Origin of the sequence: Streptomyces sp. NBC_01283 (assembly GCF_041435335.1) — a bacterium.
In the GTDB taxonomy this organism is placed as follows: domain Bacteria; phylum Actinomycetota; class Actinomycetes; order Streptomycetales; family Streptomycetaceae; genus Streptomyces.
Window position 1 is genome coordinate 2485127 of sequence record NZ_CP108430.1, and the last position, 14302, is coordinate 2499428.

Sequence of the window (14302 nt, forward strand, 5' to 3'; positions counted from 1 at the left end):
GGCGCGCGTGGCAGACACCAACAGCAGCGCCAAGCCCACCGCCGAGGGCCCGTTCGCCGAGTGCGTGCTGTGCCGCGAGCCCACCGAGTACCCGGAGACGCACAAGGGGGTAACGCTGTGCCCCGTGTGCGAGTGGCACGAGGCACAGCGCACGGCCTGCTCGGGCTGAGCACAGGGCCCCGACGCCCGCCCACGTCGCGCCCCGGGGCGTACTCAACCCCTCCGCGAAGCCAGCCCGCAGGCCGCGCCCATCGCCGCCATCGCAAGGACCGCCGCTCCCATGACCGGCAGCAACGGCACCGGCACCACGCCGTCCCGCGAGCCCGAGACGAGCCCGGTCATGACCGCCTTCGCGGGGGAGCCCGTGGTGACCAGGGAGAGCAGCGAGGCGAGCAGCATCACGGAGACCGCCCGGCCCGGCGAACGCATCAGCGGCCAGCTCGTGACAGCGCCGATGGCGGTGCCCACGAGCACGCTCACCAGCATCGCGAGCAGCCCCGCGGCACTCGCCCCGAGACGGTTCACGGCAGTCCGGTGATCCGTGCTCGCCGGGTCGCTGATCACGGACACGACGAGAGTGGCCACGGCACCGAGCACGGCCGAGGCGAGGAACGCGGAGAGCAGGCAGGCCAGCTGGGCGCGCCAGGGGCCGACCGCCGCGGCCGTGCAACTCCTGGCCGCGGGCGGCTCGTTGGTGACGCAGATCCGTACCAGCCAGGCGGCGACGGGAAGCAGCGCGGCGGCCGCGTACGCGAGGGAGTCGAGCACCGGCTGCCCGCTCTGTACGCCGACGGCGAGGAACGCGGCGTACAGGATGACGGGGGCGAGCCAGCGCTGGGAGCGCACGAGGAGGGCGGACTGATAGCCGAGCAGAGCATTCACCGCTCACGCACCTCGCCCACCACGGGCCGGGCCGAGGGCTCGGCGGAGTCCGCGGCCACCGTCTGCTCCGGCGCCGGGTCAGGGTCTGGGTCGGGGCCGGGGTCGGGGCCGGGGTCGGGGTCCGCGACGGACGCACGGCCGAGATCCGCCCCCGAAGCCAACACCGCCCCCGGCCCGGAGTCCGTGACGGACGCCTGCCCCAAACCCGAAGCCGATGCCTGGCCCGGCACCGAGCCCTCGGCAGCCGTCGGACCCGTCCCCGCCCCCGGCCCCGCCATGGACACCGACACCACGTGCCACGGCGGACGTGCCGTCAGGAGCGTGCGCAGGGCGATGTCCGAGTGCGTCGACGGGACCGTCAGTCGTAGGGCCCCTTCAGAGGAGGGGGCGGTGACCGTGCCCGGTATGGAGGGGGGCGCGGTGCCCGGTGGGCCCTGGGCTTCGATCACGACCGTCGGGCCTTCCGGGGCGGCGGATTCTCGCGAAGTATCCTCCGGTGTACGGGCGTTGACCGCCGAGCCGACCACCGCGTACGTCACGTCGACCGACCCCGAGAGCCGCCGCGGGTCGTGGTCCACGAAGACCACGGTGCCGCCCTTCGCGACCCGCTCGGCGACCGCCCGGTCGAGTTCGTCGCGGGCCGCGGCGTCCAGGCCCGTCCACGCCTCGTCCAGGACGAGCAGCTCGGGACCCGCGAGGAGAGCCTGGGCCACGGCGACCTTCTGGCTGCTGCCCTTGGACAGTTCCGACAGGGGCATACGCGCATAACTCCCGGCCCCGAAGCGCTCCAGCCACTCCTCCGCGCCCCGCGCGGCGGCCCCCTTCCCCAGGCCGTGGACGCGGCCCAGGTGCGTGAGATACCCGGCGGCCGTGAACGGCAGGGCCGCGGGGAAGCGTTCGGGGACGTATGCGGTGCGCGGCCGACCGACGACCCGGCCCTCGTTCGGGGCGTCGATCCCGGCCAGTAGCCGCAGCAGCGTCGATTTGCCGGTGCCGTTCGCGCCCTCGATCCGCACCAGTGTGCCCGCGCCGACGCCGAGGCTGACGCCTCTCAGCACCCACGGCCCGCCCATGGCATAGCGTCGCCCCACCCCGTCGAGTCGCAGCGCGGCCCCCGCAAGATCATTGTCCATGCGGCCATCCTGGCGCACGGGCCCGGCCGTCACAGGCGATCACAGGCAAAGCCCCTGACCGGCCTGATCTTCCGCCTGGCAGACTGGACGCGTGAGCAGCGACCAGACCGCCGGGACCCCCCAGCCGCAGGACACCCCAGACCCCCAGGGCACCCCAGATCCCCAGGACAGCCCCTTCCGCGTGGAGCAGACGACACGCGACGAGGCACCTCAGTACGTACTGCCGCTGGTGGCGCGCATCGAACGCACCGAGCCCCCGCACCGTACGGACGCCCTGGAGACCGCGGCCCGCGCGGTCCTCGTCATGCTCGGCGACGAGCGGTCCCTCGGCGAAGGCGAGTGGGCGCAGGCCATGCGGGACTGGCAGGACGCCAGGATCCGCAAGGTGGTGCGGCGCGCCCGCGGCGCCGAGTGGCGGCGGGCCGAGGCGCTCCCGGGCATCACGGTCACGGGCAAGTCCGCGCAGGTCCGCGTCTTCCCGCCGGTGCCGCTGGACGGCTGGCCCAAGGACCTGGCCCGGCTCCAGGTCTCGGGAACGGACCTGGACGACCCGGAGGCGGTGCCGCCGGCGGACGCGACCGCGCCGGTCCTGTGGATGAGCCCCGATGTCGACATGTCGGCGGGCAAGGCGATGGCGCAGGCGGGGCACGGCGCCCAACTGGCGTGGTGGGAACTGTCCGACGAGGAGCGCGCCGCCTGGCGGGACGCCGGTTTCCCGCTCTCCGTCCGCACCCCGGACGCCGCGCACTGGCGCGAACTCGTGGCCAGTGGCCTGCCGGTGGTGCGGGACGCGGGCTTCACGGAGATCGCCCCCGGCTCCTGCACCGTGGTCGCCGACCACCCTGCCCTGCGCTGACGGTTGCCGCAGCGGGTGCGGCGCATCAGGTGTATGCCGCGTATCAGGCGTATCAGGTGATGACGGTGGCCACGGGGGCGAGGCCGTAGGTACGGGCGTAGCCGTTCTCGGTGCCGACGAGGAGATCGACGATCTCGAAGTAGCGGTCCCAGAACGGGGTTTCGCGCAGCGCGTCGATGAGGAGCTGGTAGGCCTCGTGGTCGTCGGCCTCCCAGACCCATACGTCGGTGACGCGGGTGGAGTAGAACTCCGTGTCGTAGAAGCGTGACCGGACGCCGGTCGTCTTGGCCGTGATCGCGGGGATGACCTGGCTGGTGAAAGCGTTCACCCGCTCCTGCGGAGTCATGGCGAGCCACTCGGGCATGGTCTTGATGAGCATGAACGCGGTGACCGGCGGTGCGGCTTTTCCCGCACCGTTTTCGGTGGTGTTCTCAGCGGGCATGACGGGCGCCTCCGGGGCGTCAGGTGGTGCAGATTCAGGGGCAGGATCAGGCGCGGGGTGGCGCGCCTTCAGGACAGGACGGCGGGCTTCAGCGTCCGGGCGCACCACTCTTCGAAGGTGGTGGGCGTGGCAGTGGCCGGGGTGCGGGCGGCACCGGCGTCGAGGCCCTCGTTCTTGGCCCGCTTCATGTCGACGATGCCCTGGACGAACGCCTCGTCGAGGCCGTAGCCGACGAGGGTGGAGTACAGCTCGTCGAGCGGCTGGCGTTCGTAGCGGACGGGGCGGCCGAACTGCTCGGTCATGATGCGGGCCAGGTCGTTGGGCGACAGGTCCTGCGGGCCGAGGACCGGGACGTCGTCCCGTCCGGTCCACCCGCGGTCGAGGAGCAGACCGGCCGCTACGGCCGCGATGTCGGCGACGGCGACGAGAGGGGCCCTGCGGTCGGCGTCGACCACGTCGACGAAGACGCCCTTCTCGCGGATCGATTCGGCCTCCTCAAGGAGGTTGTCGAAGAAGGACGGGTTCGCCAGGGCCCGGTAGGCGACACCGGCGTCGGCGATGAGGTCGTCCATGGCGAGCGAGGCGGTGACGAGCCCCGCGCGGTCGGCGACCGGGGTACCGCGGCCGAGCGCGGAGACGCCGACGACGTGGCCGACACCGTGCGCGACGAGGGCCGCCACGGCGGGACGGGTGAAGCCGCTGTAGGCCTCCTCCGGGGAAAGGGAGGAGTCCGGGGGGACGAGCCAGAAGACGGCGTCCGCGCCCTCGAAGGCCCGGTCGGCGACCCCGGGGTCGCCGTGCGAGCCGGTGATCACCTCGACGTGTTCCCGCACCGCGTCGGGCAGGCGGGCGGGATCGCGCACGATCACGCGCAGTTCCTCGCCGCGGGCGGGGGCGGACTCCAGGAGCAGGGGCAGCAGTTGGCGGCCGATGTTCCCGGTGGGAGCAGTAATGACGATCATGGAAACCTCAGGGGTCGTGCCGAATGGGTACGTCCCTCATCCTGTGGAGGATCCAGGTGTTGCCACAATGGGAACATCAGCAAGGAATCATTGCCTGAAATGGAATTATGCCGATGAGCAGCAGTCCAGCGTCTTCAGAGGCTCCACATAGTTCAGGGGCCCCGCGGACCTCAGGGGTGTCAGCACCCTCAGCGACCTCAGTGCCCTCAGGGACCTCAGGGGCCTCAGTCGGCTCACAGCCGCCGGCACCTGCCATCGACGCCAACCTCGCCATCGCGCTCGACGCCCTGCTGGCCGAGCAGAGCGTCACCCGCGGCGCCGCCCGCCTGCGCACGTCCCCCGCCGCCATGAGCCGCACCCTCGGCCGCCTCCGGCGCATCCTGCAGGACCCCCTCCTGGTCCGGGCAGGTCAGACCATGGTCCCCACGCCCCGGGCCCAGGCCCTGCGCGACGAGGCCGCCGCGGTGGTCCACCGGCTCGGCGCCCTGCTCACGCCCGGCGCGGGAGTCGACCCCGCGGCCCTGCGCGGCACGTTCACCCTCCAGGCGGCCGACCTGGTCGGCGCGGCACTGGCCCCCGGGCTGCTGCGGCTCGCCCACCAGGAGGCGCCAGGGGTTTCGCTGCGGTTCCGGGCCGAGGAGCTGGAAGCCGGTCCCGCCCTCCGTGACGGCCGCATCGACCTGGAGGTCGGGTCCATCGACCACGTCGACCCCGAGACCCGGGTCGAAGAACTCGTCACCCTGCGGATGGCGGCGGCCGTCCGGCCCGGACACCCCCTCACCGAAGGGGTGTTGACCCCGGACCGGCTGGCCGCCGCCGAACACGTCGTGGTGAGCCGCCGCGGCCGGTTCAGCGGGCCCCTGGACACCGCCCTGGCCGAGCGGAACCTCACCCGGCGCGTCGCCGTCGTCCTCCCCAGCCACATGGCCGCGATGACCCTCGCCGCCCGCAGCGACGTCGTATGCCTCATTCCCACCGCTCTCCCCGGCGCCGCCCCTTCCCCACTCAGCGACCCCGCCACCCTCCTCGGCCTGCGCATCCTCGACATCCCGCTGCCCCTGCCGCCCCTGGCCTTCGGCATGGCATGGCACCCCCGCCAAGCGGCCGACGGAGGCCACCACTGGCTCCGCGACGCCGTCCGCCGGACGGTTCACGCGCCCGTGTCCGCACCCTCGCCCGCACCTGGGAGCCCGCCCTCCTGACGAGCGCGCCACGAGTCGGCGGCACGAGAGAAGATGTACCTCGGGAAACCCACGGAGGAACGGCGTTGAGGAGACCGGCATGGCGAGCGAGCTCGGCGTGAGCGAGGACGCTGGAGCAGGGGCGAGGACGGCGGGCGCGGACGCGCGCGCGGCCGGCACCAAGCTCGACGGCCGCGTGGAGCGCGGCAACCAGACCCGGCGTCTCGTCCTGCGCCGCACCGTCGACATCGCCTCGGTCGAGGGCCTGGACGCGCTCTCCGTCGGCCGGATCGCCACCGAGCTGAAGCTCAGCAAGAGCGGGGTCTTCGCGCTCTTCGGCTCCAAGGAGGAGCTGCAGCTCGCGACCGTCCGCGCGGCGGGCCGCATCTACCTGGACACGGTGGTGGAACCGGCCGAGCAGACCCCGCCCGGCCTCGACCGCTTGTGGCAGCTCTGCACGCGGTGGCTCGCCTACTCGGAACAGCGGGTCTTTCCCGGCGGCTGCTTCTTCTACGGGGTGATCGCCGAGTTCGGCGCCCGGGAGGGCGCGGTGCACGACGCGATGGTCCGGGCCAACCGCGACTGGACCGCCCGGATGGAACTCTGCATCACGGAAGCCCGCGACACCGGCGAACTGCACCCGGACACCGACGTTCCGCAGCTCGCCTTCGAGCTCATCGCCCTGATGGAGACGGCGAACGCGCATTCGGTGCTGCACGGCGAGCCGGACGCCTACCGCAGGGCGGGCGCCGCCATCACGGCACGGCTGCGCACGGCGGCGACGAACCCGTCACAGGTGCCTCAACTCCCCTGAGCGACCTCAGTCTCTGGGCGGCCTCAATCCCTGAGCGACTCCCCCGAGCAAAGCCCTCTCCCTGCCCACCGGTTGGGTCCCCGAACAACTTCCCAAAACAAGTAGCACGACCGTTCGTTTAGATTTATGCTCGTCGTATGCCTTCACCGATCCTGCGATCGATCATGCGTACGCCGTGGCAAGCGGGCCCCGAGGTGGCACCCCCGTCGGGACCGGTCCTGGTGAGCGTCACGGAGTTCACCGCCGACCGGCACACCCAGACCGTCCCGATCGCCCTGGCGGGGCTGCGGCTGCGCCGGAGCTGGCCCAGGACTCCGGGCGCCGTCGGCATGTGGCTCTGGGTCGACCCGTGGCGCAAGCGCTCGGGGTCCGTCTCGGTCTGGACCGACGAGCGGTCGCTGTACGCGTTCGTCGGGCGTCCCGACCACATACGGACCGTCCGCGCACACCAGGACCGCGGCACGATGCGCTCCACGACCTGGACAGCGGACCGGCCCGGCGGCCAAGTCGCCGTCTGGGCCGCCGCGCACGCCCTGATCTCCGCCTCAACCCCCTGGCCGGAAACGGCCGTTCATACGACGGAAGGACCGTGAGGATCCATGACCGACCTTCTCGCACTCGACCGCACCGCCGTCCAGGAATCGCTCCGCGTCCTGCGCGCGGCCCGCGACACCGACTGGGAGCGCCCCTCCCCCTGCGCGGGCTGGACACTGCGCGACCTCGTGGCCCACATGGCCGCGCAGCACCACGGATTCGCGGCGGCGGCGCGGGGCGCGGGCGCCGACCGTACGTACTGGATCGCGCCGGACCTCGGCCGAGACCCGCTCAAGGTCTACGAGGAATCAGTGCGTCACGTACTGGCCGCGTTCACGGAGGAAGGCCCCGAAGAAGGCACCGAAGTCGCTGTCATGGAGAGGGGGTTCACCCTTCCCGAGATCGGCGCCACCTTCACGGGACGCATCGCCGTCGGCTTCCACTTCCTGGACTACGTGGTGCACTCCTGGGACGTGGCGACGACCATCGGCGTCGGTCTCGACCTCCCCCTGCCGGTCGTCGAGGCCGCACTCGACATCGCCCGCAGGGTGCCGAAGGACCCCGACCGCCGAGGCCCCGGCGCCGCGTTCGCGCCGGTACTGCCCACACCGGAGGACGCCTCCCCGCTGGCGGAGATGCTGGCCCTCCTGGGGCGCTCCGCCGGGGCGGCGCCGGAATCTCACACCGGCCCGGCAAAGCGTTGAACATCACGCACGCCTCTTCCGTATCTCCCGGTACCAGGAAGTAGCTTGCCCCCACGGCAGGTTGACGGGCAGGGAGGCACGGCACATTGCGGCGCATCAACGGCACGGCTCTGATCATCGCGGCACTCGTGGTCACACTGGGCGCGCTCGCGTTCCCCATGTGGTCCTACGCCGACCGCTCGGGCACGGGGCCCGCCAATCTGGCCGCCGGGTCCGTGGCCACCCAGTGGGGTCCGCTCTCGGCGGCCGACCGCGATCTGCTGGTGAAGGTGCGGCTCGCCGGCCTGTGGGAGATACCCGCGGGACAGCAGGCGGTCGAGCGGGCACCGACCCGGGCGATCAAGGAGGCCGGTGACCATCTCATCGTCGGCCACACGGACCTCGACAAGCGGGCCCGTTCGGTCGCGGCCCAGCTCGGCGTGGAGCTGCCGAACCAGCCGACCGCCCAACAGCAGGGCTGGCTGCAGGAGTTGACGGAGGCCAGCGGCGAGACGTACGAGCAGAAGTTCGCGAACCTGCTGCGTGCCTCGCACGGCAAGGTGTTCGCCGCGATCGCGCAGGTGCGGGACAGCACGCGCAACTCGCTGATCCGGCAACTGGCCACCGACTCCAACCAGACGGTCCTCGACCACATCACGATGCTGGAGGCGACCGGACGCGTCGACTTCGACGACATCGCGAACGGCGGCGCCGCCACCGCCACGGCCAGCCCCAGCGGTCCGCCGCCGCCCTCCGGCGTTCCTCCGGTGCCCCCGGCGGCAGGCCCGACCGGCGATGTGTCCACCACATCGAGGCCCTCGCCGGCGGCGCCGGGAGAAGTCAACACGAACCGGCCGGAACCTCAAATGTAGCTCTGAACGTCCCTCCTCAGGGGTTCGGCGGCGGGCGCCGGGGCCATGACCTCTGCACACGTTCACAAGACACGGGGTACGACGCGGGGTCTTGGCGGAGGAGGGGGAACATGAAGCACCTGGGGACCGGAATCGGGTGGCGTCCGGAGATCGCGGACGCCGTGGAACGGATGCCCGGCATCGACTGGGTCGAGGCCGTCGCGGAGAACCTGTGCCCCGGACACCTCCCCGACTCCCTCCTGCGGCTGCGCGAGCGCGGTGTCACGGTGGTGCCGCACGGCGTCTCGCTCGGCCTCGGCGGCGCCGACCGCCCCGACGGGACGCGCCTGGCCGCGCTCGCCGAGCGCGCCCAGGTGCTCGGCTCGCCGCTGGTCACCGAGCACATCGCGTTCGTACGGGCCGGGGGCCCGCTGACGGCTTCGCAGCCGCTGGAGGCGGGCCATCTGCTCCCGGTGCCGCGCACCCGTGACGCGCTCGACGTGCTGTGCGAGAACGTGCGCATCGCGCAGGACGCGCTGCCGGTGCCGCTCGCCGTGGAGAACATCGCGGCGCTCATCTCCTGGCCCGGCGAGGAGATGACCGAGGGGCAGTTCCTGTACGAGCTCGTCGAGCGCACGGGCGTGCGTCTCCTCATCGATGTCGCCAACCTCCACACGAACCACGTCAACCGCGGCGAGGACCCCGCGAAGGCCCTGGACGAGCTGCCGGTCGAGGCCATCGCGTACGTCCATGTCGCGGGCGGCTTCGAGCGGGACGGCGTCTGGCACGACAGCCACGCCCACCCGGTCCCCGAGCCGGTCCTCGCGATCCTGTCGGACCTGGCGGCACGGGTGAGCCCGCCGGGCGTCCTGCTGGAGCGGGACGAGAACTTCCCGGCCCCCGAGGAGCTGGAGCGGGAGCTTTCCGCGATACGGGAACGGGTGCGGACGAAGGCGCCCGTCTCGGGCGAGAGCGCCACCGTCACGGCACCGGCCGCCGAGGCCACAGAACCCGACCCCGCTCCCGACCCCGCCCGCCAGCGCCTCGCCCTCGCGCAGACCGCGTTCCTTTCCGCTCTGGTGGCCGGGACGCCCGCGCCCGAGGGGTTCGACCGGGCCCGGCTGGCCGTGCAGAGCCGGGCGTTGACCGGCAAGCGGGCGGACGTCGTGGCGAAGGTGGCACCCGAGCTGCCGGAGATCCTGGGCGAGAGCTACCGGCCGGAGTTCTTCGCGTACGCGCAGGCACGCCCCATGACCGGCGGATACCGGCGTGACGCGCTGGACTTCGCCGAGCGGCTGCTGCTGGCCGGACAGCCCGAGAACGCCGAGGCACGAGGCGCGCTGACCCGGTGGTGGCTCGAACGGTCCGGGCCCGCGCCGCTGGACGCACGCCCTGTCACCCGGTGGCTCCGGGCGGCGCGGTTCGCGCTGCGGCGGGGCTAGGAGGGCGGCGGCCATGCAGATGGTCTCCGTCTGTTTCGCCTTACTGATCGCCGCCTCGTCGGCCGGTCTCCTCATCGGCGTCTCCCGCATCCGGCAGGCCGCGCCACCGCAGCCCGACGCCCGGCATGGAACCGTGTTCGACCCCATGGAGGCCGCCTTCCTCGGCGGCGGCCCCGGCAGGGTCGCCGACGCCGCGATCGCGGCCCTGCACGAGGACGGACGCCTGGTCGTCGCGTTCCCCGGGGTCGTCGCGATCCAGTCGACGGAGGTCCGCAACCCGGTGGAGGCCGCGTTGCTCCAGGCCCAGGCAGAGGCACCGAGCGGCGCCCTGCACTGGCTGCGCATCGGCGTGATGCGCAGCGCCGCCGTGCAGGACATCGGCGACACCCTGGTCCGGCGCGGCCTGATGGTGCGCCCCGAGGCCCTCGGCCGCTTGCGGCGACGGAAGATCCGGCACAACGCCGTGATCTTCGCCGGGTTCTTCCTCCTCATCGCCGTCATCGCCGTCGAGGACGACGACGGCCCCTCATGGGACCCCGTGAGCGCCTCGACCATCGCCCTGATCGTGACCTGGGTGCTCGGCGCCCTGATCGGTCAGCTCTCCAGTCGCGCCACCCGCACCCGGGTGACCGCCACGGGCCGGAACGCTCTCGCGGAGTACCGCGCCGCGGGCGCGCACGCGCCCGGCACCGCGGCGCACCGCGTTGCGGTGGACGGTCTCGTCGGCGTCCTCGACCCCGACCTGCAGGCACAGTTGCGGGCCGCGCACCGCGTCCGGCCGGGGCGTACGCCGCGGACGTCATCGTCGTACGCGAGCTCCGGGTCCGGCACCATCGCGTGGTGCGGAGGCGGCGGCGGGGGCGGGGGCGGAGGCGGCGGTTCGTCGTGCGGCGGCTCCGGTTGCGGGAGTTCGGGCGGCTGTGGCGGCGGGGGCGGCTCCTCTTCGTCCTGCGGCGGAGGAGGCGGCGGGGGCGGCTGTGGAGGTGGCGGAGGGAGCAGTTCCTAGCCCCCTGCCGTGCGATCGGCGCCCGCCCCGCATCGGATGCCCCTTACCCGTACGGCAGTTGACGTACTCCGGGCGGTAAGCGGCAGGCGCCTCCCCGTGGCGCACTAACGTGCGGTGCCGCAACAGGAGGCGTCATGCGATCCATCAACGGCACCGGCCTCATCGTCGCGGGACTCGTCGCGACCCTGGCCGCGCTGCTCTTCCCCGTCTGGTCGTACGCGGACAGGTCGGGCACCGGCCTGGACAGACTCGACGCGGAAACCGTGTCGACGGAGTTCGGCCCGCTCTCCGCGCTCGACCGGGAGTTCATCACCAAGGTGCGGCTCGCGGGCCTCTGGGAGCTGCCGGCCGGGCAGCAGGCCGAGGCGCGCGGCACCACCAAGGCCGTCCAGACGGCGGGCGAGCACCTCGTGGAGGGCCATACGTTCCTGGACGCGCGGGTGCGCGAGGTGGCGACGCGGCTCAACCTGGAGCTGCCCAACCAGCCGAGCTCGCAGCAGCGGGACTGGCTCGACGAACTGAGCGACGCGCAGGGCGACACGTACGACGAGAAGTTCGCCAACATCCTGCGGGCCGCCCACGGCAAGGTCTTCTCGGTGGTGGCCCAGGTCCGCGCGACCACCCGCAACTCGCTGGTGCGCGCGCTCGCGGACGACGCGAACACGACCGTCCTCGACCACATCAAGGTCCTGGAGGGCACGGGCCTCGTCGACTTCGACGAGCTGGCGCGCGAGGCGGCGTCGGCGGCCCCCGTCCCGGTGACCCGCTCCCCCGCCCCGCCGGGCCCGGCCGAGTCCCCGGATCCGGCGACCCCGGTCTCCCCCTCCCCCACGTTCTCGCTGCCTCCGCCGGCATCCCGCCCCAAGCCCAAGGAGCCCAAGGAGAGCGCCGAGGACAAAGAGAAGAAGGACAAAGGGGGCGACAAGGGCAAGGAAAGGGCCCACAGCAAAGCGGAACGTTATGTACCCGCGATCCCACGTCCGCATGGTGAATAACCCGTGGCGCACCCCCCGCTCCCTCGCATAGAACACCGGCATGTTCTGGCTTCCGCTCCTTCTCGTGGCCTGGGTCGTGACGGGTCTGTCCTGCGCCCGGCTCTGCCTCACCGCGTACCGCACCGCCCGGCGCGGCGCGACCCCGGAGCTCCGCCATGAACTGACGCTCTACGAAGCCGCGTTCCTCTCCGGGGGCCCCGCACGCGTCACCGACCTCACCCTGGTGTCGATGGCCCGCACCCGGCGGCTGCTGCTCGCGCACACCGGCTGGGCGACGGTCGTCGACCCGGTGGGCGGCGACGACATGGAGCGGTCCGTGCTCGGCGCGATAGGCCCCGACGGGCAGTCGCCGATAGCGCCGGTGCGCCGGGCGGCGGCAGGCACCGACGCGATGCGGGCCCTTGCCGACCGTCTCGTGGCGGCGGGGCTCGCCCTGCCGGACGGCACCTGGTCGGGGGTCGCAGGAGCGGTCCGGCAGGTGCGGGTGGCGGCGACCGCGGTGGTCGCGCTGGGGGCCGTCGCCCTGCTGATGCCCGCCCAGGAGCCGCAGGGAGAGGTGCCGGTGGCGCTCTGGTTCGCGCTGCCCCTCGTCCTGAACGCGAGCTGCCTGGCCGTCGCCCGCTTCGAGATCCACCCCTACCCGCGCTGGGCCTCGCCCGCGGGACAGCTCCTGCTGAGCGCGCTCCCGGCGCGCGGTGGCTCCGACCTCACCGCCGTCGCCGTACGCGGCACCCGCGCCCTCGCCGATCCGGAACTGCGTGCGGCCTTCGCACACCGGGATGCGGCGCATCGGGGTCATTGAGCCGAATCCGGCGAGGCGGTGCTTTACTTCGCCTATTACCGAACGAATCATCCCTTTTGTTCGAGCAACACACGGCCGAATGAAGGGATGGAGAGCGATGAGAGCAGCAGCCGCCCTCTACGGAACCGCCGGATCCTTGGTCCTGACCGCACTCGTCGCCGCTCCCACGGGAAGCGCGTCGGCGGCCGACGTCTTCCCCCACCCGGAGGTACAGGGCACCCAGGTCGCGGCCCAGCGCGCGCAGGCGGCCGGTGTCCGCTTCGGCGCCTGCCCCGCGGCGGAGAACCTGCCCCCGTCGATCAAATGCGGCACGGTCTCGGTGCCGCTGGACTACGCCCACCCGAACGGCAGGCAGATCAAGCTGACCGTCAGCCGCACCAAGGCCACCGAGCGGGCCGAACCGAGGCGGGGCAAGGCCGTCAAGCGGCAGGGCGCCCTCGTGTTCAACCCGGGCGGTCCCGGCGGGTCCGGCATGTACTTCCCGATGGTCGGCATGCTCCCCGAGTGGAAACGCATCGCGGCGGCGTACGACCTCGTCGGCTACGCCCCGCGCGGTGTCGGGCGCTCGGCGCCGATCTCCTGCCAGGACCCCAAGGAGTTCGTCAAGGCCCCGACGCAGGCGCCGACCCACCCCGACACGGCGTACAAGCTGGAGCGCGTGAAGCAGGCGAAGGCGTATGCGGAGGGCTGCGTCAAGCGCTCCGGGAAAGCCGTGCGGCACTACACGAGCCTGAACAACGCCCGTGACCTGGATGTGCTGCGGGCGGCACTCGGCGAGAAGAAGCTGACCTTCATGGGCGCCTCGTACGGCACCTACTTCGGCGCCGTGTACGCGACGCTCTTCCCCACGCACGTGCGCCGCATGGTCTTCGACTCGGCGGTCAACCCCGACCCCGCGCAGATCTGGTACGGCAACAACCTCGACCAGTCCGCGGCCTTCGAGCACCGCTGGGGCGACTTCCGCACGTGGGTGGCCAAGCACGACAAGGCGTACCACCTGGGCAAGACGCCCGAAGCGGTCCTCCGGAGCTACGAGAAGGTGCGCGACCAGCTCGCGGCCAAGCCCGCGGGCGGCAAGGTCGGCCCCGGCCAGCTGCAGTCCGCGTACCTCCAGGCCGGGTACTACGACGACTACTGGCCGGCGCGTGCCTCGGCGCTCTCGGCGTACGTGAAGGGCAACCCGAAGCCGCTGATCGAGCAGGCCGCGCCCGAGCCGAAGGCGGCCAAGGAGCAGGAGAACGGCAACGCCGTCTACACCGCCGTCGAGTGCAATGACGCGGCCTGGCCGACGGACTTCAGGACCTGGAACCGCGACAACTCACGCCTCGCGCGCGTCGCCCCCTTCGAGACCTGGGACAACGCCTGGATGAACCTGCCGTGCGCCTACTGGCCCGAGGCCCGGCAGCAGCCCCTGGACGTCCGCACCGCGGAGGGCGAGCTTCCGCCGACGCTGATCCTGGCCGCCGAGCGGGACGCGGCGACCCCGTACGCGGGCGCCGAGGAGCTGAACCGCAGGCTGGGCGGTTCGGTCCTGGTGACCGAGCGGGACGCGGGCACCCATGGCATCGGTGCAGGACCCAACAAGTGCGTCAACGGCCACATGGAGGCCTACCTCCTGGAGGGCAGGCTCCCCGTGCGGCGCGCGGCGTGCGCACCGCACAAGGAGCCCGAGCCGCAGACCGGCAAGCGGGCGGCGGCTCTCCCCAGGGAGCTCTAGGG

The 14302-nt window shown here is 72.6% G+C and carries 15 protein-coding genes and 1 pseudogene; 12 read left to right on the plus strand and 4 right to left on the minus strand.

What is annotated here, in order from left to right:
* The first annotated feature begins 7 nt into the window (after window positions 1-7).
* A complete protein-coding gene (locus OG302_RS11275; protein WP_371526671.1) occupies window positions 8-169 on the plus strand; it encodes a hypothetical protein in 162 nt (53 codons plus the stop codon).
* A gap of 44 nt (window positions 170-213) precedes the next feature.
* Here the strand turns inward: OG302_RS11275 and OG302_RS11280 are convergent, their stop codons facing one another.
* Both OG302_RS11280 and OG302_RS11285 read right to left on the minus strand, forming a co-directional pair.
* Complete coding sequence (locus OG302_RS11280) at window positions 214-882, minus strand: ABC transporter (RefSeq protein WP_371526672.1); 669 nt, start codon at window positions 880-882, stop codon at window positions 214-216.
* Window positions 883-1163: 281 nt separating this feature from the next.
* Window positions 1164-2015: pseudogene (locus OG302_RS11285) on the minus strand (ATP-binding cassette domain-containing protein); the annotation flags it as partial.
* A gap of 91 nt (window positions 2016-2106) precedes the next feature.
* Between OG302_RS11285 and OG302_RS11290 the strand changes: the two are divergent.
* Entirely contained in the window at window positions 2107-2871 is a 765-nt protein-coding gene (locus OG302_RS11290; RefSeq protein WP_371526673.1) for an aminoacyl-tRNA hydrolase, read from the plus strand.
* 52 nt (window positions 2872-2923) lie between these two features.
* Here OG302_RS11290 and OG302_RS11295 read toward each other — a convergent pair whose 3' ends face one another.
* A complete protein-coding gene (locus tag OG302_RS11295; RefSeq protein ID WP_371526674.1) occupies window positions 2924-3313 on the minus strand; it encodes a darcynin family protein in 390 nt (129 codons plus the stop codon).
* Between the two features lie 68 nt (window positions 3314-3381).
* Window positions 3382-4275, minus strand: a complete 894-nt coding sequence (locus tag OG302_RS11300; RefSeq protein WP_371526675.1) for an NAD(P)H-binding protein — start codon at window positions 4273-4275, stop codon at window positions 3382-3384.
* Window positions 4276-4475: 200 nt separating this feature from the next.
* Here OG302_RS11300 and OG302_RS11305 point away from each other — a divergent pair, with 200 nt between their 5' ends.
* The 10 genes from OG302_RS11305 (at window position 4476) to OG302_RS11350 (ending at window position 14300) form a co-directional block, all read left to right on the plus strand.
* Window positions 4476-5477 carry a LysR family transcriptional regulator gene (locus OG302_RS11305; RefSeq protein ID WP_371526676.1) on the plus strand — a complete coding sequence of 334 codons (1002 nt, stop codon included), beginning with the start codon at window positions 4476-4478 and terminating at the stop codon, window positions 5475-5477.
* Between the two features lie 79 nt (window positions 5478-5556).
* Window positions 5557-6270 (plus strand): TetR/AcrR family transcriptional regulator, encoded by a 714-nt coding sequence (locus tag OG302_RS11310; protein ID WP_371526677.1) that lies wholly within the window; start codon window positions 5557-5559, stop codon window positions 6268-6270.
* Between the two features lie 137 nt (window positions 6271-6407).
* Window positions 6408-6863 (plus strand): hypothetical protein, encoded by a 456-nt coding sequence (locus OG302_RS11315; RefSeq protein WP_371526678.1) that lies wholly within the window; start codon window positions 6408-6410, stop codon window positions 6861-6863.
* 6 nt (window positions 6864-6869) lie between these two features.
* Window positions 6870-7508, plus strand: a complete 639-nt coding sequence (locus OG302_RS11320) for a TIGR03086 family metal-binding protein (protein WP_371526679.1) — start codon at window positions 6870-6872, stop codon at window positions 7506-7508.
* A gap of 86 nt (window positions 7509-7594) precedes the next feature.
* A complete protein-coding gene (locus OG302_RS11325) occupies window positions 7595-8359 on the plus strand; it encodes a DUF4142 domain-containing protein (protein WP_371526680.1) in 765 nt (254 codons plus the stop codon).
* Window positions 8360-8469: 110 nt separating this feature from the next.
* Complete coding sequence (locus OG302_RS11330) at window positions 8470-9780, plus strand: DUF692 domain-containing protein (protein WP_371526681.1); 1311 nt, start codon at window positions 8470-8472, stop codon at window positions 9778-9780.
* 13 nt (window positions 9781-9793) lie between these two features.
* A complete protein-coding gene (locus tag OG302_RS11335) occupies window positions 9794-10786 on the plus strand; it encodes a TIGR04222 domain-containing membrane protein (protein ID WP_371526682.1) in 993 nt (330 codons plus the stop codon).
* A gap of 134 nt (window positions 10787-10920) precedes the next feature.
* Window positions 10921-11781, plus strand: coding sequence for a DUF4142 domain-containing protein (locus OG302_RS11340; protein WP_371526683.1), 861 nt, complete (start codon window positions 10921-10923; stop codon window positions 11779-11781).
* Window positions 11782-11821: 40 nt separating this feature from the next.
* Window positions 11822-12583 carry a TIGR04222 domain-containing membrane protein gene (locus tag OG302_RS11345; protein WP_371526684.1) on the plus strand — a complete coding sequence of 254 codons (762 nt, stop codon included), beginning with the start codon at window positions 11822-11824 and terminating at the stop codon, window positions 12581-12583.
* Window positions 12584-12680: 97 nt separating this feature from the next.
* Window positions 12681-14300, plus strand: coding sequence for an alpha/beta hydrolase (locus OG302_RS11350; RefSeq protein ID WP_371526685.1), 1620 nt, complete (start codon window positions 12681-12683; stop codon window positions 14298-14300).
* Window positions 14301-14302 lie beyond the last annotated feature (2 nt).

What these genes read in the sequence shown, in the direction of transcription:
- OG302_RS11295 (WP_371526674.1), bottom strand. Translation starts at nt 3,313, where the DNA reads ATGCCCGCTGAGAACACCACCGAAAACGGTGCGGGAAAAGCCGCACCG.
- OG302_RS11300 (WP_371526675.1), bottom strand. Translation starts at nt 4,275, where the DNA reads ATGATCGTCATTACTGCTCCCACCGGGAACATCGGCCGCCAACTGCTG.
- OG302_RS11310 (WP_371526677.1), top strand. Translation starts at nt 5,557, where the DNA reads ATGGCGAGCGAGCTCGGCGTGAGCGAGGACGCTGGAGCAGGGGCGAGG.
- OG302_RS11315 (WP_371526678.1), top strand. Translation starts at nt 6,408, where the DNA reads ATGCCTTCACCGATCCTGCGATCGATCATGCGTACGCCGTGGCAAGCG.
- OG302_RS11320 (WP_371526679.1), top strand. Translation starts at nt 6,870, where the DNA reads ATGACCGACCTTCTCGCACTCGACCGCACCGCCGTCCAGGAATCGCTC.
- OG302_RS11330 (WP_371526681.1), top strand. Translation starts at nt 8,470, where the DNA reads ATGAAGCACCTGGGGACCGGAATCGGGTGGCGTCCGGAGATCGCGGAC.
- OG302_RS11335 (WP_371526682.1), top strand. Translation starts at nt 9,794, where the DNA reads ATGCAGATGGTCTCCGTCTGTTTCGCCTTACTGATCGCCGCCTCGTCG.
- OG302_RS11340 (WP_371526683.1), top strand. Translation starts at nt 10,921, where the DNA reads ATGCGATCCATCAACGGCACCGGCCTCATCGTCGCGGGACTCGTCGCG.
- OG302_RS11345 (WP_371526684.1), top strand. Translation starts at nt 11,822, where the DNA reads ATGTTCTGGCTTCCGCTCCTTCTCGTGGCCTGGGTCGTGACGGGTCTG.
- OG302_RS11350 (WP_371526685.1), top strand. Translation starts at nt 12,681, where the DNA reads ATGAGAGCAGCAGCCGCCCTCTACGGAACCGCCGGATCCTTGGTCCTG.